The organism is Humitalea sp. 24SJ18S-53 (genome assembly GCF_050632385.1).
Lineage (GTDB): Bacteria > Pseudomonadota > Alphaproteobacteria > Acetobacterales > Acetobacteraceae > Humitalea.
Genome location: NZ_CP192599.1, coordinates 1,579,424 through 1,600,859 on the forward strand (window position 1 = coordinate 1,579,424; position 21,436 = coordinate 1,600,859).

The 21,436-nt window shown below is 69.1% G+C and carries 19 protein-coding genes; 11 read left to right on the forward strand and 8 right to left on the reverse strand.

The window, feature by feature from the left end:
• Nucleotides 1–23 precede the first annotated feature (23 nt).
• Complete coding sequence (locus ACQW02_RS07665; protein ID WP_431284676.1) at nucleotides 24–1,745, reverse strand: IlvD/Edd family dehydratase; 1,722 nt, start codon at nucleotides 1,743–1,745, stop codon at nucleotides 24–26.
• A 215-nt stretch (nucleotides 1,746–1,960) separates the two neighbouring features.
• On the opposite strand from ACQW02_RS07665, the gene ACQW02_RS07670 reads away from it, so the two are divergent.
• The 6 genes from ACQW02_RS07670 (at nucleotide 1,961) to ACQW02_RS07695 (ending at nucleotide 8,293) form a co-directional block, all read left to right on the forward strand.
• The gene (locus tag ACQW02_RS07670) at nucleotides 1,961–2,644 is read left to right on the forward strand and encodes a GntR family transcriptional regulator (protein WP_431284677.1); all 684 of its coding nucleotides are present in this window, start codon (nucleotides 1,961–1,963) and stop codon (nucleotides 2,642–2,644) included.
• Nucleotides 2,645–2,667: 23 nt separating this feature from the next.
• Nucleotides 2,668–3,657 carry a Bug family tripartite tricarboxylate transporter substrate binding protein gene (locus ACQW02_RS07675; protein ID WP_431284678.1) on the forward strand — a complete coding sequence of 330 codons (990 nt, stop codon included), beginning with the start codon at nucleotides 2,668–2,670 and terminating at the stop codon, nucleotides 3,655–3,657.
• A 45-nt stretch (nucleotides 3,658–3,702) separates the two neighbouring features.
• On the forward strand, nucleotides 3,703–4,740 hold the full coding sequence (locus ACQW02_RS07680; RefSeq protein WP_431284679.1) for a ligase-associated DNA damage response exonuclease: 1,038 nt from the start codon (nucleotides 3,703–3,705) through the stop codon (nucleotides 4,738–4,740).
• The gene (locus tag ACQW02_RS07685; protein WP_431284680.1) at nucleotides 4,737–6,332 is read left to right on the forward strand and encodes a cisplatin damage response ATP-dependent DNA ligase; all 1,596 of its coding nucleotides are present in this window, start codon (nucleotides 4,737–4,739) and stop codon (nucleotides 6,330–6,332) included. Before ACQW02_RS07680 ends, ACQW02_RS07685 begins: the two co-directional genes overlap by 4 nt.
• Before the next feature lie 50 nt (nucleotides 6,333–6,382).
• The gene (locus ACQW02_RS07690) at nucleotides 6,383–7,174 is read left to right on the forward strand and encodes an HpcH/HpaI aldolase family protein (RefSeq protein WP_431284681.1); all 792 of its coding nucleotides are present in this window, start codon (nucleotides 6,383–6,385) and stop codon (nucleotides 7,172–7,174) included.
• Nucleotides 7,175–7,252: 78 nt separating this feature from the next.
• Entirely contained in the window at nucleotides 7,253–8,293 is a 1,041-nt protein-coding gene (locus ACQW02_RS07695) for a Fe(3+) ABC transporter substrate-binding protein (RefSeq protein WP_431284682.1), read from the forward strand.
• Nucleotides 8,294–8,555: 262 nt separating this feature from the next.
• Here ACQW02_RS07695 and ACQW02_RS07700 read toward each other — a convergent pair whose 3' ends face one another.
• The 4 genes from ACQW02_RS07700 to ACQW02_RS07715 form a co-directional block, all read right to left on the reverse strand.
• Nucleotides 8,556–10,226, reverse strand: a complete 1,671-nt coding sequence (locus tag ACQW02_RS07700) for an ABC transporter permease (protein WP_431284683.1) — start codon at nucleotides 10,224–10,226, stop codon at nucleotides 8,556–8,558.
• 93 nt (nucleotides 10,227–10,319) lie between these two features.
• The gene (locus ACQW02_RS07705) at nucleotides 10,320–10,961 is read right to left on the reverse strand and encodes a flavin reductase family protein (RefSeq protein WP_431284684.1); all 642 of its coding nucleotides are present in this window, start codon (nucleotides 10,959–10,961) and stop codon (nucleotides 10,320–10,322) included.
• A gap of 76 nt (nucleotides 10,962–11,037) precedes the next feature.
• Nucleotides 11,038–11,997 (reverse strand): 2-hydroxyacid dehydrogenase, encoded by a 960-nt coding sequence (locus ACQW02_RS07710; protein WP_431284685.1) that lies wholly within the window; start codon nucleotides 11,995–11,997, stop codon nucleotides 11,038–11,040.
• A 5-nt stretch (nucleotides 11,998–12,002) separates the two neighbouring features.
• Nucleotides 12,003–12,959, reverse strand: a complete 957-nt coding sequence (locus ACQW02_RS07715) for a 2-hydroxyacid dehydrogenase (RefSeq protein WP_431284686.1) — start codon at nucleotides 12,957–12,959, stop codon at nucleotides 12,003–12,005.
• Between the two features lie 107 nt (nucleotides 12,960–13,066).
• Here ACQW02_RS07715 and ACQW02_RS07720 point away from each other — a divergent pair, with 107 nt between their 5' ends.
• From ACQW02_RS07720 to ACQW02_RS07740, 5 genes are read left to right on the forward strand one after another with little or no spacing between them, the layout of a single operon-like run.
• Nucleotides 13,067–13,855 (forward strand): SDR family oxidoreductase, encoded by a 789-nt coding sequence (locus ACQW02_RS07720; protein ID WP_431284687.1) that lies wholly within the window; start codon nucleotides 13,067–13,069, stop codon nucleotides 13,853–13,855.
• The gene (locus tag ACQW02_RS07725) at nucleotides 13,855–15,123 is read left to right on the forward strand and encodes a Zn-dependent hydrolase (protein WP_431284688.1); all 1,269 of its coding nucleotides are present in this window, start codon (nucleotides 13,855–13,857) and stop codon (nucleotides 15,121–15,123) included. The genes ACQW02_RS07720 and ACQW02_RS07725 overlap by 1 nt, the downstream gene beginning before the upstream one ends.
• Complete coding sequence (locus tag ACQW02_RS07730) at nucleotides 15,120–17,186, forward strand: hydantoinase/oxoprolinase family protein (protein ID WP_431284689.1); 2,067 nt, start codon at nucleotides 15,120–15,122, stop codon at nucleotides 17,184–17,186. Before ACQW02_RS07725 ends, ACQW02_RS07730 begins: the two co-directional genes overlap by 4 nt.
• Nucleotides 17,183–18,823 (forward strand): hydantoinase B/oxoprolinase family protein, encoded by a 1,641-nt coding sequence (locus ACQW02_RS07735; RefSeq protein ID WP_431284690.1) that lies wholly within the window; start codon nucleotides 17,183–17,185, stop codon nucleotides 18,821–18,823. Before ACQW02_RS07730 ends, ACQW02_RS07735 begins: the two co-directional genes overlap by 4 nt.
• The gene (locus tag ACQW02_RS07740; protein WP_431284691.1) at nucleotides 18,816–19,307 is read left to right on the forward strand and encodes a YaiI/YqxD family protein; all 492 of its coding nucleotides are present in this window, start codon (nucleotides 18,816–18,818) and stop codon (nucleotides 19,305–19,307) included. Before ACQW02_RS07735 ends, ACQW02_RS07740 begins: the two co-directional genes overlap by 8 nt.
• On the opposite strand, the gene ACQW02_RS07745 is transcribed toward ACQW02_RS07740, so the two are convergent.
• The 3 genes from ACQW02_RS07745 to ACQW02_RS07755 all read right to left on the reverse strand — a co-directional run bounded on the left by ACQW02_RS07745 (nucleotide 19,304) and on the right by ACQW02_RS07755 (nucleotide 21,398).
• On the reverse strand, nucleotides 19,304–20,464 hold the full coding sequence (locus tag ACQW02_RS07745; protein WP_431284692.1) for a CCA tRNA nucleotidyltransferase: 1,161 nt from the start codon (nucleotides 20,462–20,464) through the stop codon (nucleotides 19,304–19,306). The two genes, ACQW02_RS07740 and ACQW02_RS07745, sit on opposite strands and share 4 nt — an antisense overlap.
• A 62-nt stretch (nucleotides 20,465–20,526) precedes the next feature.
• The gene (locus ACQW02_RS07750; protein ID WP_431284693.1) at nucleotides 20,527–20,778 is read right to left on the reverse strand and encodes a hypothetical protein; all 252 of its coding nucleotides are present in this window, start codon (nucleotides 20,776–20,778) and stop codon (nucleotides 20,527–20,529) included.
• A complete protein-coding gene (locus tag ACQW02_RS07755) occupies nucleotides 20,778–21,398 on the reverse strand; it encodes a CoA pyrophosphatase (RefSeq protein ID WP_431284694.1) in 621 nt (206 codons plus the stop codon). Before ACQW02_RS07755 ends, ACQW02_RS07750 begins: the two co-directional genes overlap by 1 nt.
• Nucleotides 21,399–21,436 lie beyond the last annotated feature (38 nt).

The following is a 21,436-nucleotide window of genomic DNA, read 5'->3' on the forward strand; positions in this document are numbered from 1 at the left end:
AGTCCACCTGACTTGAAAATACTCTACGGCTTGGGCGCAACGATCCCGTCTTCCTCGCTGCCGATCAGGAAGTCGAAGTCGCAGCCCTGGTCGGCCTGGGTCACCGTGTCGTGGAACAGCTTGGCGTAGCCACGCCGAGGCGCAGGGCGCTGGTTGCGTGGCTCGGCCGCGCGGCGGGCCAGTTCGGCGTCATCGACCAGCAGGTCGATGCGGCGCGCCTCGACATCCAGGCGGATCATATCGCCGTCGCGAACCAGGCCGAGCGGCCCGCCCACGGCGGATTCCGGCGTGATGTGCAGGACGATGGTGCCGAAGGCCGTGCCGCTCATGCGCGCGTCGGAAATCCGGACCATGTCCTTCACCCCCGCCTGGGCCAGTTTCTTCGGGATGGGCAGGTAGCCGGCCTCTGGCATGCCCGGGGCGCCCTTGGGGCCGCCGTTCAGCAGGACCAGCACGTCGTCGGCCTTCACATCCAGGTCGGGGTCGTCCACCCGGTTGGTCATGTCCTCCACGCTTTCGAAGACCACGGCCCGGCCGGTGTGCTGCAACAGCACCGGGGTCGCGGCGGCGTGCTTGATGACGGCACCCCCGGGCGCCAGGTTGCCGCGCAGGAAGGCCATGCCACCGGTCGATTTCAGCGGCGCCGAACGGGGTCGGATGACGGTCTGGCCCGGCACCTCCTCGGCACTGTTGGCGTAGTCGCGCAGCGTTCCGCCGGTCACGGTCGGGGCATCGAGGTCGAGGAAGGGCGCCAGTTCCCGCAACAGGCGCGGGATGCCGCCCGCATGATGCAGATGCTCCATGTAGTGGTCGCCCGAGGGCTTGAGATCGACCAGCACGGGCACTTCGCGGCCGATCTGGTCGAAGGCCTCGAAGTCCAGCGGGATGCCGACGCGCCCGGCGATGGCGGCCAGATGCACCAGCCCATTGGTGGACCCGCCGATCGCCTGCAACACGACCATGGCGTTGCGGATGGACGCCGCCGTGATCAGGCTGGCTGGCGCCGGGCCATGCGCCTTGGCCATGGCGACGGCCGTGCGGCCGCTCAACTCGCCGCTGCGGAAGCGCTCGGCATGGGGGGCCGGGATCGCTGCCGACAGCGGCAGGGACAGGCCCATCGCCTCGATCATGCAGGCCATGGTGGAGGCGGTGCCCATCACCATGCAGGTGCCGACGGAGGGGGCGAGGCGGCCGCTGATGACCTCGATCTCCGCCTCGTCGATCTTGCCGGCGCGGTGCTGGCCCCAGAGGCGGCGGCAGTCGGTGCAGGCGCCCAGGACTTCGCCACGGTGGTGGCCGACGACCATCGGCCCGACCGGCACCACGATGGCCGGGATGCCGGCGGAGGCGGCGCCCATGATCTGCGCCGGCAGCGTCTTGTCGCAGCCGCCGAGCAGCACGACCGCGTCCATCGGCTGGGCGCGGAGCATTTCCTCCGTGTCCATCGACATCAGGTTGCGCAGGTACATCGACGTCGGGTGGGAGAAGGATTCATGCACCGAGATGGTCGGGAAGGACATCGGCAGGCCACCGGCCAGCATCACGCCGCGACGAATGGCCTCGATCAGTTGCGGCGCGTTGCCGTGGCAGGGGTTGAAGTCCGACGCCGTGTCGGTGATGCCCACGATGGGGCGATCCAGCGCGTCATCCGAATAGCCGGCCGCCTTGATGAAGGCCTTGCGGAGGAACAGGGAGAACCCCGCATCGCCGTAGCTGGTCAGGCCCTTGCGCAAGCCGCTGGTCATTGGTGTTTCCCCCTGCTGAAGCACGCCCGGTCGCGACCGTGGCCGAAGGCAGCACTGCCATGGTGTCGTGAAAATTGTCAATAAAGACACAGAGAGATACGTGGCGGTAACGCCGATTCCTCGCAATCCAACGTCGAGACTATTGACAATTTAGGTCGGCTTACATCCTCTAAGATCTTCAGCGCGCCCAAAAGTGGCCCGGGGGGGAGGACATCATGACGCTGGCATTGGCCGTTCCACCCGACGATGCCACCGGTGAATCCGACATGGTCCTGGCGTTGCAGGACGACATCATCTTCGGCCGCCTCGCCCCGGGCTCCCGCCTTGTGGAGGACACGCTGCTCGCCCGTTTCGGCGGCTCGCGCCACTTCGTCCGACAGGCGCTGGACCGGCTGGAACGGCTGGGCCTGGCGGTGCGCGAGCGCAACAAGGGTTTTACGGTGCGCTCCCTGACGCCCGAGCAGGTCGTCCAGATCTATCAGGTGCGCGAGTTGGTGCAGCGCCAGGCCGCCCTGCTGATCCCGCTGCCGGCGCCGGCAGCGCTGGTGGCGGACCTCACCGCGATCAACGCCGAGCTGGCGGCCTGCATGGCGGCGCGGGACCTGCGCGGCGTGCATGATGCGAACGACCGCTTTCACCTCCGGCTCTACGCCGCCTGCGGCAATGCCTACCTGCTGGAGACGATCCGGCACTACATGCGGCTCAGCCTGCCGATGCGGGCCAAGACGCTGGCCGATGCGGACTCGCTGCGCGTCTCGCATGGCCAGCACGGCCTGATGATCGAATTGCTGCAGGGCCGCGACAACTGGCTGCTGGCGCAGTTGTGCGTGGATCACCTGCAACCCAGCAAACGGGACTACCTGGCGCGCAACGACGCGCCGGCGGCCCGCATCGCCTGACCATCGCATAGGGAAGAGACACAATGATCACCAAGCGCGAATTGATCCTGGGCGGCGCTGCCCTGGCCGCATTGCCTATAGCGGCGCGGAACGCCTGGGCGGCCTTCCCGGACCGCACCATCACGCTGGTGGTGCCCTTCGCGCCGGGCGGGTCCACCGACCTCGCGGGGCGGTTGATGGCCGACCGGATCGGGCCGCTGCTGGGTGAGGGCGGGCGCGCCGTCGTGGACAACCGCCCCGGGGCCGGCAGCGCGCTCGGCGCCGATATCGTCAAGCGCGCCCGGCCGGATGGCTACACGCTGCTGGTGGGATCGGCCTCGACCCTGGCCGTGGCACCGGCCTCCGGTGCCGCGGCCGCGCGCTACCACCCGACGCGGGACTTTACGCCGATCGGGCTGTTCGGGCTGAGCACCATGGGGCTGGTGGTCGGCATGAACAGCGGCGTCAACACGACCGCGGAACTGGTCGCGAAGCTGCGCGCCGAACCTGGGCGCTGGAGCTTTGCCTCCTCCGGCGTCGGCGGCATCTCCCACCTGGCGGGCGAATACTTCGCCAAGCTGGCGGAGGCCGAGGCGATCCACGTGCCCTATCGCGGCGGCTCGCAGGGGCCGGAGGCGGTGATGAAGGGCGAGTGCCTCTACACGGTGGACTCGCTGGGTTCGATCGTGGGCCAGATCCGCGACGGGGCGCTGCGCCTGCTGGCCGTCAGCACCCGCGCGCGCGATCCCAACTTCCCCGACGTGCCGACGATCGCCCAGGCGGCGTTGCCGGCCTATGAGATGGCAAGCTGGACCGTGCTGGTCGGCCCGGCCGGCCTGCCGCCCGAGGTGACCGAGGCGCTGGGCGTGGCCGCCGCCCGGGCACTGAACGAACCGGCGCTGCGGGCGCGGCTGGAATCGACCGGCACCCTGCCTGAATCCGAGAGCAGCCCGGCGGCCACGCGCGCCTTCCTGGACCGCGAATTCGCGCTGTACCAGGGCATCGTCCAGCGCATCGGGCTGCGCCTGGACTGACCGCCCGGCTTGTCCCGGCACGGCATGGGCGCCACATGGCGATCCATGCCGCACCCCGACACCTGGATCCGCGTGACGCCGACCGGCCTGTATTGCGAACCGGCGGATCTCTTCATCGACCCGGGCCGCGCGGTGGATCGTGCCATCGTCAGCCACGGCCACGCCGACCATGCCCGCCCCGGGCACCGGGCGGTGCTGGCCACGGTCGAAACCCTGGCCATCATGCGCGCCCGCATGGGCGCCGACCGTGCCGGCGACAGCCAGCAACCCTTGGCGCCGCACGAGGTCTTGCGGGTCAATGACGTGGAGATCCGGCTGGTGCCGGCCGGGCATGTGCTCGGCTCGGCGCAGGTGGTGCTGGACTGGCGCGGCAGCCGGATCGTGGTCTCGGGCGACTACAAGCGCCAGGCCGACCCGACCTGTGCGCCCTTCGAAGCCGTGCCCTGCGATGTCTTCGTCACCGAGGCGACCTTTGGCCTGCCGGTGTTTCGCCACCCCGACCCGGATGCGGAGGTCGCGCGGTTGCTCGCCAGCCTGCGGCTTTTCCCGGATCGCTGCCACATCATCGGCGTCTATGCGCTGGGCAAGGCGCAACGGCTGATCGCGCTGCTGCGGCGGGCCGGCTGGGATCGGCCGATCTACCTGCATGGCGCCTTGATGGCGCTGTGCCGGCTGTATGAGGAACTGGGCGTGCCGCTCGGCGACCTTCGTCCCGTCCCGGCGCCGCAAAAACGCGGCCAGGCGGGGGCGCTGCTGGCGGGTGAGATCGTGATGGCGCCGCCCTCGGCCGAGGCCACCCCCTGGGCGCGGCGGCTGGCCGATCCTGTGACCTGTTCAGCCTCCGGCTGGATGCGGGTGCGGCAGCGCGCCAAGGCGAGCGGGATCGAACTGCCGCTGGTCATCTCCGACCATGCCGACTGGGACGATTTGCTGGCCACATGTGCGGAGGTCGCGGCGCCGGAGGTCTGGATTACCCATGGCCGCGACGACGCGCTGGCCCATGCGCTGACCGGCCGCGGGGTGCGGGCGCGCGCGCTGCACCTGGTCGGACGGGGCGACGAGGAAGCGCCCGAGGCCGCATGAGCAGCCATGAAAAAGGCTTGGCCGCCTTCGCCAACCTGCTGGAACGGCTGCTGTTCAGCCAGGGGCGCAACGCCAAGATCGCCCTGCTGCGCGACTGGTTCGCCACCCAGGCCGACCCCGATCGCGGCATCGGGCTGGCGGCGCTGATGGGGGAATTGTCCTTCACCGTGGCCAAGCCCGCGATGATCCGCGCGCTGGCGGCGGAGCGCACCGATCCGGTGCTATGGGACCTGTCCTACGACTACGTGGGCGACATGGCCGAAACCGTGGCACTGATCTGGCCGGAACCGGCCGATCGCCGCAACACGCCGCCGCCATCCTTGGCGGAGATCGTCGAGACGCTGGAGAACGCGCCCAAGGCGGCGATCCCGGGCATCCTGGCGGGCTGGCTGGACACGCTGGACGCGTCAGGCCGCCTGGCGCTGGTGAAACTCGTGACGGGTGGCTTGCGGGTCGGCGCCTCGGGGCGTCTTGCCCGTGTGGCCCTCGCGGAATGGGCGCAAAAACCGGTCGAGGCGGTTGAGGAAGCCTGGCACGCCTGCCTGCCGCCCTACCTGGCCTTGTTCGCTTGGGCGGAGGGGAAGGGGCCGCGCCCCGATGCGGCCGATGCGCCGGTGTTCCGGCCGCTGATGCTGGCGCATCCCCTGGACGACACCGACCTTCTGGGCGTGACGGCCGCGACGCATCGCGCCGAATGGAAATGGGATGGCATCCGTGTGCAGGCCTGCGCCGGCCCCGGCGGGCGGCGGCTGTGGTCGCGCAGTGGCGAGGATCTGTCCGCGACCTTTCCCGACATCATCGCCGCGATGGATTTTTCCGGTGTGCTGGACGGCGAACTTTTGGTCATGCGCGATGGCGTGGTCGCGCCCTTCGGCGATCTGCAGCAGCGGTTGAACCGAAAAATCGTCAGCCCGAAAATGCAGCGCGACTATCCGGTCGGTGTGCGGCTGTATGATCTGTTGTTCGAGGGGGCCGAGGATCTGCGCGGCCTGCCCTTCGACGCACGTCGCCTGCGGCTGGAAGCCTTCGTCGCCACGCATGCGCCGCAAAAATTCGACGTCTCGCCGCTGGTCGATTTTTCCGACGCCGCCGAACTGGTCGAAAAGCGCGCCGGCGCCCGGGCGGCGGCGATCGAGGGCCTCATGATCAAGCGCGCCGACGCGCCCTATGTCGCCGGGCGTGTCAAAGGCCTGTGGTGGAAGTGGAAGCGCGCGGCGCTGACCGTCGATTGCGTGCTGATGTATGCGCAGCGCGGTCACGGCAAGCGGTCCTCCTACTACAGCGACTACACCTTTGGTCTGTGGCGCGGCGATGAACTCGTGCCAGTCGGTAAGGCATATTCCGGCTTCACCGACCAGGAATTGGTCTTCCTGGACCGCTGGGTGCGCGAACACACCACCGGCCGCTTCGGCCCCGTGCGGGAGGTGGAGAAGGGCCTGGTGCTGGAAGTCGCCTTCGACGCCGCCCAGGCCAGCACGCGGCATCGCAGCGGGTTGGCCATGCGCTTCCCGCGCATCGCCCGCATCCGCGCCGACAAGCCGGCGGCCGAGGCGGATCGGCTGGAGGTCCTGGCCGCCCTTGTGGTGCGTTGACCCCGGCCGGGGGACGTGATGCGGTCCTGGCAACCCAAGGAGGACGCCCGATGCCGCTGAAAACCCCGAACACCGCCAAGGCCCGGCTGCTGGCGGGCGAACTTGCCTTGGGCTTCGGCGTGCATGTGCTGCGCGGCCCCACCGCCGGCGCGGTCGCCGTGGCCAATGGCTTCGACTGGCTGTTCATCGATATGGAACACGGGGCGATGTCGATCGATGACGCGACGCAGATCAGCATCGCCGCACTCGGCCAGGGCGTCACGCCCATCGTGCGGGTGTGCAAGGACGCGGTGCATGAAGGCACGCGCTGCCTGGACAATGGCGCCCTGGGCGTCGTGGTGCCGCATGTGGACACGGCCGAGGAAGCCGCCGCGATCGTCCGTGCCTATCGCTTTCCGCCGATCGGCGACCGGTCCTGGGGCGGGCAATCCTATGCGCATGGTCTGAAGCCGCCCGGTGCCGCCCAGGCGCAGAAGGAATTGAACGACGAAGTCCTGGTGGTCGTGATGATCGAAACCCCGCTGGCGGTCGCCAATGCCGCCGCCATCGCCGCGGTGCCGGGGGTGGATGTGCTGCTGTTCGGTACCGGCGACCTGACCGCGACCATGGGGATCGCGGGGCAGGTCGACCATCCGGATGTGCTGGCGGCCTATACCAAGGTCGGCGCCGATTGCGCCGCCGCGGGCAAGGTGATGGGCATGGGCGGCGTGTATGATGAGGTCGTGGCCCCATCCTATGTGGCACTCGGCGCCCGCTTCATCCTCGGCGGGTCGGACATGTCCTTCCTGATGGCCGGCAGCGGCGCGCGCGGGGCCTTCCTGAACAGCCTGCGGTCCAAATGACGCCGGGTTCATAATCTTGCGAATGGTTCGCACTAGCGGTATGGAGGCGGCCGCTTCGCCATGAACGGAATTCGCGCCATGACCACCGCCCCAATCTCCCGCCGCCCGCTCTTCGGTGCCGGACTTGGCCTGGTGCTCGCCGCCCCCAGCCTTGTCCGGGCGCAGGGCACCACGGTCAATCTGTATTCCTCGCGCCATTACGACACCGACCGCGCGCTCTACGACGGCTTCACCACCGAAAGCGGCATCCGCGTCCGGCTGATCGAGGGTGACGCCGACCAGTTGATCGAACGCATCCGCAACGAGGGCACCAACAGCCCCGCGGACGTCCTGATCACCGTGGACGCCGCCCGCCTGGCCCGTGCGCAGGAAGCCGGCGTGCTGCAGCCGTCGCGCAGCGCCGTGCTGGAAGCGCGCGTGCCGGCCAGCCTGCGGAATCCCGAAGGCTACTGGTTCGGCGTGTCCCGCCGCGTGCGCGTCATCATGTACGACAAGCAGAAGGGCGCGCCCGCCGGCCTGCTGCGTTACGAGGACCTGGCCAAGCCAGAATTCCGCGGCCAGATCCTGGTTCGCTCCTCCAGCCACCCCTACAATTTGTCGCTGATGGGCAGCATCATCGCCGCCAACGGCGCCGAGGCGGCCGAGGCCTGGGCCCGCGGCGTCGCCGCGAACCTGGCCCGCCCGCCGCAGGGCGGCGACACGCCGCAGTTCCAGGCGGTGCTCGCCGGGCAGGGGTCGCTGGCCATCGCCAACACCTATTACCTGGCGCGCTTCGGTGCCTCCGCCGTGCCGGCCGAGAAGGCGGTGTATGAGCGGATCGGGGTGATCTTCCCGAACCAGGCCGATCGCGGCGCGCATGTGAACGTCTCGGGCGCCGGGGTGGTCCGCACCGCGCCGAACCGCGAAGGCGCTGTGCGCTTCATCGAATACCTGACCAGCCCGCGGGCGCAGGAACTCTTCGCCAACGGGAACTTCGAATACCCGGTGGTCGAGGACGTGCCCCCGCATCCGGCACTGGCCGCCTTCGGCCCGTTCAAGGCCGATGCGCTGAACGCCGCCGAATACGGCGCCCTGTCGGCGCAGGCATTGCAGATCATGCAGCGCGCTGGCTGGCGGTAGAAATTGGGGGGGCGGCCCTTTGAAAGGGGCTTCGCCCCTTTCAAACTTTCCCCACCAAGGGGCCGTGGCCCCTTGGAACCCACGACGTTTGGTAAAATAAAGAGAGGGGCATCCGTTGATGCGCCTTTGATCGAGGGCCTATCGTGCCCCTCTTTTTATTTTACCAATATTCCGCCGGTCCAGGGGCGGCGGCCCCTGGTGGGGGAGGTGTGGAGGGGGCAAAGCCCTCTCCACTGTGCCGGTCTCCCATTTCAAGGCGCCGTTACTTCGCCTTGATCGACCGCACCAGCACCACCACTGGCAGCAGCCCGATCAGCACGATCAGCAGTGCCGCGGTTGAGGCTTCGGCCAGGCGTTCGTCCGACGCCAGGTTGTGCACGCGCACGGCCAGCGTATCGAAATCGAAGGGCCGGACGATCAGGGTCGCGGGCAGTTCCTTCATCGTGTCGACGAAGACCAGCAGGGCCGCGGTCAACAGGGCGCCGCGCGCCAGCGGCAGTTCGATCCGTGCCACGGCCTCGGCCGGACCCGCGCCCAGGGTGCGCGCGGCGGCGGCGAGCGACGGTTTGACGCGCGACAAGCCGCTTTCCGTCGCCTGCAAGGCCACGGCGAGGAACCGCACCAGGTAGGCAAAAATCAACGCCACCACCGTGCCCGACAGCAGCAACCCCGTGGACAGGCCGAAACTCGCGCGGAAAAATCGGTCCAGCGCGTTGTCGAACAGGCCAAAGGGCACCAGCGTGCCGACCGCGATCACCGACCCCGGCACGGCATAGCCCAGCATGGCGATGCGCCGCGCGACGCCCGTGGCGGGGGTGGGGTATTGCCGCCCGCCCCAGGCGATCAGCGCCGCGATGATGACGGCCAGCACCGCGGTGATTCCGGCCAAGGTCAGGCTGTTGAAGGCAAAGGGCAGGAAGCGTCGCGGATCCAGCGGATCGCCGGCCGTCACCGCCGCAACCAGCAGCCAGCCGGCCGGAATGGCGAAGCCGACCAGCACCGGCAGGCCACAGGCCAGCATCGCCGCCCAGGCGCGCGGTCCGCGCAATGCGACCTGGCGCAGCGGCGTCTGGCGCGTGGTCATCGGATGGAAGCGCCGTCCGCCGCGTGAAACGTGTTCCAGCAGCAGAAGCAAGGTGACGACGCCCATCAGGCAGGCGGCCAGGCGCGTCGCGGCCCCGCGATCGGCCATGCCGAACCAGGCCTCGTAGATGCCGGTGGTGAAGGTCGGCACGGAAAAATGCTGCACCGTGCCGAAATCGGCCAGGGTTTCCATCAGGGCCAGCGCGGTGCCCCCCGCCAGTGCCGGGCGCGCCAGCGGCAGCGCCACATGCAGGAAGGTGCGCGGCAGCGAATGGCCCAGGGTGCGCGACACCTCGATCAGGCAGACCGATTGCTGGATGAAGGCGGCGCGGCACAGCAGGTAGACATAGGGGTAGAGCACCATCGCCATGACCACGGCGGCCCCGGGCAGGCTGCGGATCTCCGGGAACCAATAGGCGCCGAAGGGCAGGCCGGTGACGCTGCGCAGGGTGCTCTGCACCGGCCCCGCCACGTCCAGGATTTCCGTATAGACGTAGCCGCAGACATAGGCCGGCATCGCGAGCGGCAGCAGCAGCGCCACATCCAGCGCCCGGCTGCCGGGAAAGCGGCAGGCGGTGACCAGCCAGGCGGTGATCGCCCCGCAGGAGGCCACCATCAGCCCGACCAACAGGGTCAGCATCGCAGTATTGGCCAGATACCCCGGCAGGGTGACGCGCAGGACATGCGCCCAGGCGCTGCCCGAAGGGGCGACCGCCGCGGCCGACAGCACGGCGATGACGGGCGCCGCGACCAGCCCCGCCACCGGCAGGCCCAGCCGCGCCCATAGCGGTATGCGCCGCAGCGGTGGGCGCGTGATGTCGCGGTCGGGCAGGGGTAGGCTCAGGGACAAGAAACCGGGCCTTGGATTTTTGGCGGGGGTGTCGCGAAGCCGGGATACCACCCCAGAACTGGCGGGGACAGCGTCGCCACCCCCGCGCGTATGTCAGCCCTTCTTGGCGGCCTTATGCTGGGCCCATTCCTCCGGCGACATGCGCGGGATTTCGATCCGCTCGGTCGTCAGCGAATACCAGCCGCGGCCGTGCATGCGCCCGACCAGCCCGAGCTTGGGCGAGTCGATGTAATGCTTCTCCGCGTTCAGCACGCAGTCGTCCTGCACATGCATCGCCAGGATCCTGCCCAGGACCAGCGTATGGAGGCCGAGGGGGACCAGTTGGTAGACCTCGCATTCCATCGCCACCGGGCTGCCGGCGATGCGCGGCGGCTTGACCAGGCTGGAGGGGATCGTCTCCAGCCCCGCCTCGTCCAACTCATCGACCTCCGGGCCGAAATCGGTCGCCGTGATGTTCATCTGCAGCGCCTGGGCTTGGGAGACCAGGCAGATGGTGAACTGGCCGGTGGCCTCGATATTGGACAGCGTGTCTTTCTTTCCGGTGCCGCGCAGCCCGATGCCGATCCCCACGATCGGCGGGTCGGAGGCGAAGCCGTTGAAGAAGGAATAGGGCGCGGCATTGCGGACACCATCGGCATCCTGGCTGACCACCCAGGCAACGGGGCGGGGCACGATGGTCGAGACGATCAGCTTGTAGCGTTCGGCATGGGGTATGTCGTTGAAGTCGAACATCATGGTCGGGGGTCATCCACAGTGTTGGGGCGTCCGTGTTGGGGCGTCCGTTCAGCGGCCGAACGGCGTTTGACGATCCTTAAGCCACGCGATGCGGCGGTGCAGCACCACGCAATAGCACGGCGTCGAGGTTGTCGAGCGCACGGAACCCCATGGCGTCGCGCGTCTCGATCGTACCGGACCCCAGATGCGGCAGCAGCGTGATGTTCGGGGCGCCGAGGTAGCCCGGATACAGCCGCGGTTCGCCGTCATAGACGTCCAGCCCCGCTGCCCGCACATGGCCGCTTTCCAGCGCCGCGCAAAGCGCCGCGTCATCGACCGTGCCGCCGCGACCGGTGTTCACCACGATACTGCCGGCCGGCAGTTGCGCGATGCGTTCGGCGCTCAGCCAGTGCCGGGTCGCGGCCCCGCCCGGGATATGCATCGACAGGATGTCGATGGAGCGCAGGAAGGCCTCGTCATCCTCGTGGAAGATTGCGCCCAATTCCTGTTCCGGCGGCAGGCGGGTGCGGTTGCGGTAGTGGATCACCAGGCCAAAGCCCCGCGCCATCTTGGCCAGTTCGCGCCCGATGCGGCCCTTGCCCAGGATGCCGAGGCGCTTGCCCTCCAAGGTCACGCCCATCAACTGGGTCGGCGCCCAGCCTGGCCATTGGCGGGCGCGGATCATCATCTCGCCCTCGGTGGCGCGGCGGGCGGCCATCAGGATCAGCAGCATGGCGATCTCGGCGGTCGCGACGCTGAGCACATCGGGGGTATTGGCGACCGCGATGCCACGGGCGGCGGCGGCATCCAGCGCGATATGGTCGGTGCCGACGCTGAAGGTCGCGATGATCTTTATGCTCGCGGGCAGGGCCTGGATGGTCCCGGCATCCAAGGGGTCGCCGGCGGCGCAGAGGATGCCATCCGCCCCGATGGCGGCGGCCAGCAGGCTGTCGCGCGTCCAGGGGATGTCATGCGGGTTCAGCACGGCGTCGTAGTCGCGGGCGGCCCGGGCCTCGACCGCGGGGGGCAGGCGCCGGGTGACGAGCAAGCGGGGCATGGGCATCAGCTCCAAAGCGGGTCGATCGCGGGCCTGCCTGCCAGGACCGCGGCGATGTTGTCCAGGGCGCGGAAGCCCATGGCATCGCGGGTTTCAAAGGTGCCGGAGGCGACATGCGGCGTCAGCACGGATTCGGGGCGGTCGATCCAGGCGGCATCGAAGCGCGGCTCGCCCTCGAACACATCCAGCCCGGCCGCAAAAATATGGCCGGAGGCGAGGGCGGCGCGCAGGGCGGCCTCATCCACCACCCCGCCGCGCGCTGCGTTCACCACCACGGCGCCCTGCGGCAGCAGGGCCAGGGCGGCGGCGTCGATCATGTGATGCGTCTGCGGCGTCAGCGGCACATGCAGGGTCAGGAAATCGCAGCGCGGCAGCATGGCGGCGAGGGAAGGGGCGTATTCGGCGTCCTCCCCCGGCATCTCCATCAGGTCATGGTAGATGACGTTCATATCGAACCCCCGGGCGCGGCGGGCCATGGCCTTGCCGATGCGGCCCATGCCGACGATGCCGAGCGTCTTGCCCCAGACCCGCACGCCCAGGCCCTCACCCATCGCGCGCGGCGTCCAGGCATCGGCCCGTATCATCCGTTCGAAGACGCCCAGCCTGCGGGCGGCGGCCAGCAGCAGGCAGAAGGCCATGTCGGCGGTGCAGCCGGTCAGTACCTCCGGCGTATTGGTCACCATCAACCCGCGCGCCTGGGCGGCCGCCAGATCGACATGGTCGAAGCCGACCGAGGCGGTCGCCGCGACCCGGACCGAGGCGGGCAGGGCGGCGATGGTTGCGGCATCCAGCTTGAAGCCGGAATGAAAGAACAGCGCCTCCGCCTTGTGATCGGCCAGGGCGGCCAGGGCCTCGGCATGGGTCAGGTCCCGGTCGTCCTGCAGCACCGCGTCGAATTCGGCGCGCATCCGTGCCGCGACCTTGGGCGGCACACGGCGGGCGCAGACAAGGCGATGCTTCATGACGATCATTTCCCTCATTTGCGGTGAGGATACCTGTCCCCGCCCGGGTTGCCATGGGGCGGCGGGCGGTGCAGTCAAAAGCCCTGAAATTTTGTGGGAGAAGAACCATGGACCTCGGTCTCAAGGGCAAGCGCGCGTTGGTGATGGGGGCGTCCAAGGGGCTCGGGCGGTCGATCGCCGATGCGCTGGCGGCCGATGGCGTCGCCGTGGCCGTGTCCGGCCGCGAGCAGGCCAGCCTGGACAAGGTCGCGGCCGCGTTGATCGCGGCGGGCGCCCCGAAGGCGGTCGGCATCACGGCCGACGTGAGCAAGGTCGAGGATATGGACCGCCTGGCCGATGCCGCCATCGCGGCCCTGGGTGGCGTTGATATCTTGGTGCTCAACCACGGCGGCCCGCCGCCCTGCACGGCGCTGGAGATGAAGGAGAGCGACCTGATCCTCTGGTTCCAGAGCATCGTCGTCTCGCCGATCCACATCGCCATGCGCCTGTTGCCGGCGATGCGGGCCCAGAAATTCGGGCGGATCATCACGGTCGGCAGCAGCGGCATGGAACAGCCGATCCCGAACCTGGCCCTGTCCAATACCCTGCGCGCGGCCATCGTCGGCTGGAACAAGACCCTGGCCAACGAAGTCGCGGTCGATGGCGTGACCTGCAACATCCTGGCGCCCGGCGCGATCGTGACCGACCGCACCCGGCAGACCTCCTCCGGCCAGGCGCAGCGCGAGGGCAAGAGTGTCGAGCAGGTGATGGAGGAGCGCGGCAAGACCATCCCGGCCGGGCGCTATGGCCTGACCGATGAATACGGCCCGATGGGTGCCTTCCTGGCCAGCGAACGCGCCGGCTACATCACCGGCAGCATCATCCGCGTCGATGGCGGCATGGTGCGGCACGTCTGATGAGCAGGTCCAACCTCGCGCCCGATACGGCGCTGGCCGCACGGCTGTTCGACGATCTGCGAGCAAAATCGTTCGACGGCGTTGGCATCACCCGTGAGGCCTATGGGCCGGGCGAACGCATGGCGCATGCGCTGGTGCGGGAAGCGGCCGAGGCTTTGGACCTGGATTGCGAGGCCGATCCCGTCGGCAACCTGCACATGGTGCTGCGCGGGGCCGATCCTTCGGCCAAGCGCATCGTCATGGGCAGCCATTTGGACAGCGTGCCGCAGGGCGGCAATTTCGATGGCGCGGCGGGCGTGCTGGCGGGGTTGGCCGCGGTCGCCGGGCTGCGCGCCGCCGGCATCACCCCGCGCTGCGACGTCGCGGTCATGGCCATCCGGGCGGAGGAGGCAGGGGCCTGGTTCCCGACCTCCTACCCCGGCAGCCGTGGTGCCCTGGGGCTATTGCCCGCGGGCGAACTGGCCATCCGCAACATGGCGACCGGGCGGACCTTGGCCGAACACATGGTCGAGGAAGGCTTCGACCCCGGCTTCGTCGAACGCGGTAAGCGTGTGCTGACCGCCGACAACACCGCTGCCTTTGTCGAAGTGCATATCGAACAGGGGCCGGTGCTGGACGCCGAGGGCATTCCCGTCGGCATCGTCACCGGCATCCCCGGCAGCCGGCGCCACCGCGTCGGCCGCGTGCATGGCGAATGGAATCACTCGGGCGGCACGCCGCGCCGGTATCGCGCCGATGCGGCGATCGCGCTGGCGGAATTCGCCGTGGCGTTGGATGACGCCTGGGGGCGGCTGGAAGCCCAGGGCCACAAGATGGTCTGCACCTTCTGCACCTTGGCGACATCCCCCGAGGCGGGGTTCACCAAGATCGCCGGCGAGGCGAGTTTCATGCTCGACATCCGCAGCGTGTCCCCGGCCAGCGTCGATGCGTTGTTCGAGGAGGTGCACCGCCTGGTGCCGCAGATCGAGGCTCGTCGCGGCGTGCGCTTCGACCTGGGTGTCGAGACGGGCAGCGTCGCGGCCCCCATGGATGCGGGGCTGCGCGCCGGACTGATCGAAGCGGCGCGCGCCGGGTCGGTGCCGTTCCTGGAAATGGCCTCCGGCGGCGGTCACGACGCGGCGGCGTTCAATGCGGCGGGCATTCCGGCCGCCATGGTTTTTGTCCGTAACCAAAACGGCAGCCACAACCCGCATGAGGCGATGCGTATGGAAGATTTTGATGCGGCCTGCCGCGTGTTGACGCGATGGCTAGTGGAGACTGCTGCATGAGTGCGCGTTTGGCTGTCGATATCGGCGGCACGTTTACGGATCTCGCCCTGGAACGCGACGGTCAGCGCTGGACCACCAAGGTCCTGACCACGCCGCATGCACCCGAAGAGGGCGTGCTGGCCGGCGTCGTCGCCGTTCTGGCGCGCGCCGGCATGGTGGCCGCCGATGTGTCGTTGCTGATCCACGGCACGACCTTGGCGACCAACGCCATCATCGAGCGCAAGGGCGCCAAGACCGGCCTGATCACGACCGAGGGCTTTCGCGATGTCCTGGCCCTGGGCAACGAGAGTCGCTACGACCAATACGATCTGAACATCACCCTGCCGCAGCCCCTGGTGCCGCGCCGCTGGCGCGTCGGCGTGCCGGAGCGGCTGGACAATGAGGGCAAGGTGCTGCTGCCGCTGGATGCACAGGCCGTCGTCCGCCAAGCCTTGTTCCTGAAGTCGGAGGGTGTCGAGGCGCTGGCCATCGGCTTCCTGCATGCCTTCGTGAACTCGGCGCATGAACGCCAGGCGGCCGAGGTCGTGCGCGAGGTCTGGCCCGACGTGGCGATCTCGCTGTCCTCCGAAGTCTCGCCGGAAATGCGCGAGTGGGAGCGATTCTCGACCACCGTCGCCAATGCCTATGTGCAGCCGCTGATGTCGAACTACCTGCTGCGCCTGCGGGATGGGTTGCGTGCGTCGGGGCTGACCTGCCCCTTGTTCCTGATGCTGTCGGGCGGCGGGTTGACGACGCTCGAAACCGCCGCGCGCTTCCCCATTCGCCTGGTGGAAAGCGGGCCGGCGGGTGGTGCGATCTTCTCGGCCTTCTGTGCGCGTCAGCGCGGGTTCGACCGGGTGCTGAGCTTCGACATGGGCGGCACCACCGCCAAGGTCTGCCTGGTCGATGATTTCGCGCCGCATGCGTCGCGCAGTTTTGAAGTCGCGCGCGTCGGCCGCTTCCGCAAGGGATCGGGCCTGCCGCTGCGGATTCCCGTGATCGAGATGGTGGAGATCGGCGCCGGCGGTGGTTCGCTGGCGCATGTCGATGGCATGGGGCGGATCACGGTCGGGCCGGAAAGTGCCGGCGCGATGCCCGGCCCCGCCTGCTACGGGCGCGGTGGCCAAAAACCCGCGGTGACCGATGCGAATTGCCTGCTGGGGCGTTATGATTCCGCGCGCTTCGCTGGTGGCACCATGTCGCTGGACGAAGGGGCGGCGCGCACCGCCATGGCCGATGCGATCGGCGTGCCGCTGGGGCTGGAGCCGGAAATGGCGGCCCTCGGCGTGGTCGAGATGGTGGACGAGAACATGGCCAATGCGGCCCGCGTCCATGCCATCGAAAGCGGCACGGGCTACGACGGACGCGTGGTCATCGCATTTGGTGGCGGCGGGCCGGTGCATGGCTGCCGCGTCGCGGAAAAGATCGGCGTGAAGCGCGTTCTGGTGCCATCCGGCGCCGGCGTCGGCAGCGCCATCGGGTTCTTGCGCGCGCCTGTGGGGTATGAGGTTGTCCGCAGCCTGTACCAGCGCCTGTCGCGCCTGGATGTGGCCGGGGTGAACACGCTGCTGGGGTCGATGCGGGATGAGGCGCGGGGCGTCGTGTCGCTCGGCGCCTTCGGCGCCGAGGTCATCGAAAAGCGCATCGCCTTCATGCGCTACGTCGGCCAGGGGCATGAGATCGCGCTGCCGCTGCCGGTGCGCGATCTGGATGCGTCGGATGCCGCGGCGATCCGCGTTGCGTATGAGGCCGAATACGCGCGCTTCTACGACCGTGCGGTGCCGGGCAGCGACATCGAAATCCTGTCTTTTGCCGTGACCGTCGCGACCATCACCGAGGCGTTGGAACCGGTCGCGGAAGTGGTCGACGCGCCGGCGCCGAAGCCGACCGGGTCGCAGCAGGTGCGCGATACCGTGACCGGTATCGTCGGCCCCTGGGCGGTCTACGACCGTTCCGACATGGTCCCCGGCGCCCGCGTCATGGGGCCCTGCATCGTGGCGGAGGCTGAGACGAGCACGCTGGTCGGGCCGGGGTGGACGTGCCGCATGGATGGGCTGGGCTACCTGGATCTGGAGCACGCATGATGAACGCACTCGAAAAGATCCAGCGCCAGATCCAATGGAACCGCCTGATCGCGGTGGTCGAGGAACAGGCCCAGACCATGATCCGCACCGCCTTCAGCACCACGGTGCGCGAAGCGGGCGATCTGTCGGCCGGCATTTTTGACCTCAAGGGCCGGATGCTGGCGCAGGCCGTCACCGGCACGCCGGGCCACGTCAATTCCATGATGGAATCGGTCGGCCACTTCCTGGCCAAATTCCCCGCCGAGACGATGAAGCCGGGCGACCACTACATCACCAACGATCCCTGGCTCGGCACCGGCCATCTGCACGATCTGACTGTCGTGACGCCGGCGTTCCACGCCGGCAAGATCGTCGGGCTCTTCGCCAATACCGCGCATGTCATCGACGTGGGCGGCCTCGGCATGGGGCCGGAAGGGCGGTCGGTGTTCGAAGAGGGGCTCTATATCCCGATCGTGAAGTGCTTCGACCAGGGCCGCGCGAACGAGACCTTCTTCGACTTTTTGCGCGCCGGCACGCGCACGCCCGCGGAATTGGAAGGCGACGTCTATTCCCTCTGCGCCTGCAACGACGCCGGCGCGCGGCGCCTGGTTGAGATGATGGCCGAATTCGCCATGACCGGGCTGGATGACCTGGCGGGGTTCATCTTCGACAGCAGCCTGGCCGCCACCCTCGCGGAAATCGAAAAACTGCCGCGCGGGTCCTGGACTGGCACCATCACCTCCGACGGCTACGAACAGCCCGTCACCCTGCGCGCGAAACTGACCGCGGCGGGCGACAGGATCGAGGTTGATTTCGCCGGCACCGATGGCTTGTCCTCGCGTGGGATCAACGTCCCGGCCTCCTATTGCCGCGCCTATACGTGTTTCGGGCTGAAGGTCGTGATCGCGCCGGAAATTCCGAACAACTGGGCGAGCCTCTCGCCCTTCCACATCACCATCCCCGAAGGCTGCATCCTGAACGCGCCGCGCCCCTATCCGGTGTCGGTGCGCCATGTGGTGGGGCAGTTGCTGCCCGATCTGATGATGGGCTGCCTGCACCAGGCGGTGCCGGACCGGGTCGTGGCCGAAGGCTCCTCCTGCCTGTGGAACCCGCCCTTGCGCGGCGGTGCGCAGGTCAGCGGCCAGAATGCCGAACTGCCGGATTTTGAAGTCATCACCTTCAATTCTGGCGGCACTGGCGCGCGCATGACGCAGGATGGGCTGGACGGCACGGCCTTCCCCTCCGGCGTGCGGACCATGCCGGTCGAGGCGACCGAGAACGTCGCCCCGGTCGTGTTCTGGAAAAAGGAACTGCGCCCGGACAGCGCCGGCCCCGGCCATACCCGCGGCGGCTTCGGCCAGATCATGGAAATCGGCGCCAAGGGCGATGCCGAATTCGCCATCAACGCGATTTTCGACCGCGTTGCGAATGCACCCAAGGGCCGTGCCGGCGGTGGCGATGGCGCGGCCGGCTGGGTCGGCCTGACCGATGGCACCGTGCTGCGTACCAAGGGTTTCCAGACCATCGCCAAGGGCAATCGGCTGCGGCTGTTGCTGCCCGGCGGCGGCGGTATGGGCCCCGCGGGAACGCGTGACCGGGACTTGGTCGCCCGTGACGTCGCCGATGGTCTGGTCACCGAAACCAAGGCCTATGACTGAACTCTACATCGACGCGGATGCCTGTCCCGTGCGGGACGAGGCGTTCCGCGTCGCGTTCCGGCTGAACCTGCCCGTGCACGTCGTCTCCAACGGCGCGCGCGGCATCCTGCTGCCGGACAATCCCCTGGTGCATCGGGTGATCGTCTCGGACGGCGCCGATGTCGCGGATGACTGGATCGCCGAACGCATCACCGCCGCCGATGTCTGCGTCACGCAAGACATTCCCCTGGCGGCGCGCTGCCTGGAGAAGGGCGCCCGGGCGCTGACCTCCAAGGGGCATCTGTGGACGGCGGCGAATATCGGCGGCGCGCTGGCGGGGCGCGCGGTGGCTGAACACCTGCGCAGCACCGGCGGCCGCACCGGTGGGCCGGCCGGAATGACGCAGGCCGATCGCTCGAATTTCCTGTCCGCGCTGGACACGGCATTGCGGGCGGCGATGCGCCCCGCGGCGCCGGTCATGCGGGTGCCGCCGGGCGGGTTCTAGCCGACCAGAACCTCGTCCCGCAGCCGCGCCAGGCAGGCGTCCTTGTCGGCTAAACAGCCACCCGCGAACCACCAGCCGCGCACGGCATTATACAGTCGGCCGATCCGCGGTCCCTCGGGTACGCCAAGGTCCAGCACATCCTGGCCGAGCAGAGGGAACACCGGCACGGGCAATTCCGCCGCGCGGGCGCGATCGGCAGCGCGGTCGCGACCGTCCTCGGCCTCGGCCAGCAGCAATTCGGCGGTCGCATCGTCCCGCCCCAGCAGCGCGAGCATCCGGCGCAGCGCGTCATCGTTCAGCCCCGGCGCCGGCCTTGCCTCGGGCCGTGGGCCGCACAGCCGCGACAACCGCCCCCGCTCATCCCCCGACATCCGCATTCGGCCCGCCAGCGCGCCGAGGCCGCGCGGCGGCATCTCACCGACCAGCGCCGCGAGGCGCAGCAGCGGATCGGGCGCGGGCGACGCGGCGATCAGCCGCCGCAAGCGGTCCAGCCCCGCGACCAACGCGGCTTCCGGCAACACGGCCCCCAACACGCCGGTCGCGGCCATCAGCGCCAGCGCGTCGGTGGGGTCGGGGGCGTCGAGCAGGCGCTTGATCTCGGACCACACGCGTTCCGCCGAAAGCCGCGCCAGCCCCGGAACCGCCGCCGCGATCGCCGCCACCGCCGCGGCATCCGGTACCGTGCCGCCGTAGCGCGCGTGGAACCTGAAGAAGCGCAAGGCGCGCAAAAAGTCTTCGGACAACCGCGTCGCCGGGTCGCCGACGAAGCGCACGACCCGCGCCGCCAGATCCTCGCGGCCGCCAAAATAATCCCAAAGCCGCCCCTCGGCATCGAGCGACATGGCGTTGATGGTGAAATCCCGCCGCGCGGCGTCGATGCGCCAGTCGGTGGTCCAGGCGACCTCGGCATGGCGGCCGTCGGTCGCGATGTCCTGGCGCAGAGCCGTCACTTCAACGGGTTGATGGTCCAGCACGGCGGTGACCGTGCCATGCGCCAGCCCGGTTTCGAATACGCGTAGCCCCGCCTCGCGCAGGCGTTCGGCGATGGTCTCGGGCGGCCAGGGGGCGGCGACGTCGACATCGGCCAGTTGCAGCCCGGCCAGCGCGTCGCGCACCAGGCCACCAACGGCCCGCGCACCGGGCAGGGCGGCCAACACCGCCGCTGCCGCGCCGTGGCGCAGGATAGCGGGCGGCGGGATCTGGTCGTGGGGATCGTCGGTCAGCGTCGGCGCTCCGCATGGCCAGGTTCGATATGTCCATCGGGCGCCATGTGTGGCGCGATATAGACGGTGCCCGGCTCCAGGCTGCGGTGCAGCCCGTAGGCAATGGCGCCGGCGATCGCAAGCCCGACGCCAAGGACGGCCACGGCCAGTAACTGCGTCGTCGGCTCACCACCCGGATGCTTGCGCCACCAGATGAACCAGAGGGCGAAGGGCGTCGCGAAAAGCAGCGACTCGAACAGCCAGGGCATCAGTCACGCAACACGCGCGCCAGGTTCAGCAGGATGGTCGCCGTCGCCCCCCAGACATGGTGACGGTCATGCGGCCAGACCCAGAACTGGCGGTCGCGCCCACGGAAATTCGCCTGGCCGCGTTCCGGCAACCGGGGGTCCAGCAGATGGTGCAGCGGGTATTCGAAGGGTTCCTCGACCTCGGCCGGGGCAGGGGTCAGGTCGATCGGCGGTTCCAACAGCGCCAGGACCGGGGTGATGCGATAGCCGGTGCCGGTCAGGTGCTGCGGCAGGCGGCCGATCAGGGTCGGCAGGCGCGGGTCCAGCCCGACCTCCTCGGCGGCCTCGCGCAGGGCGGTGGCTTCGGGGGTCTCGCCCGGATCCATTCGCCCACCCGGGAAGGCGACCTGGCCCGCGTGGCTGTTCAAGGTGGTGGCGCGCAGGGTCAGCAGGACGGTGGGGTCCGGGCGCAGCACCATTGCGACCAGCACGGCCGCGTTCTTCGGCGCCAGCCCATTGGCGAGCAGATCCATCGCGTCGTCGGAGGAGGTTTCCCCCGCCAGCGCCATCCGCGCCGGGTCACCCAGGCGGCGGATGAGTTCGGCGCGGGTCAGGCGGGCGGCGGCGTCGATGTATGGCATGCGTGATGACAGGTGCGCCCGGCCGCCGGCCGCCGCAA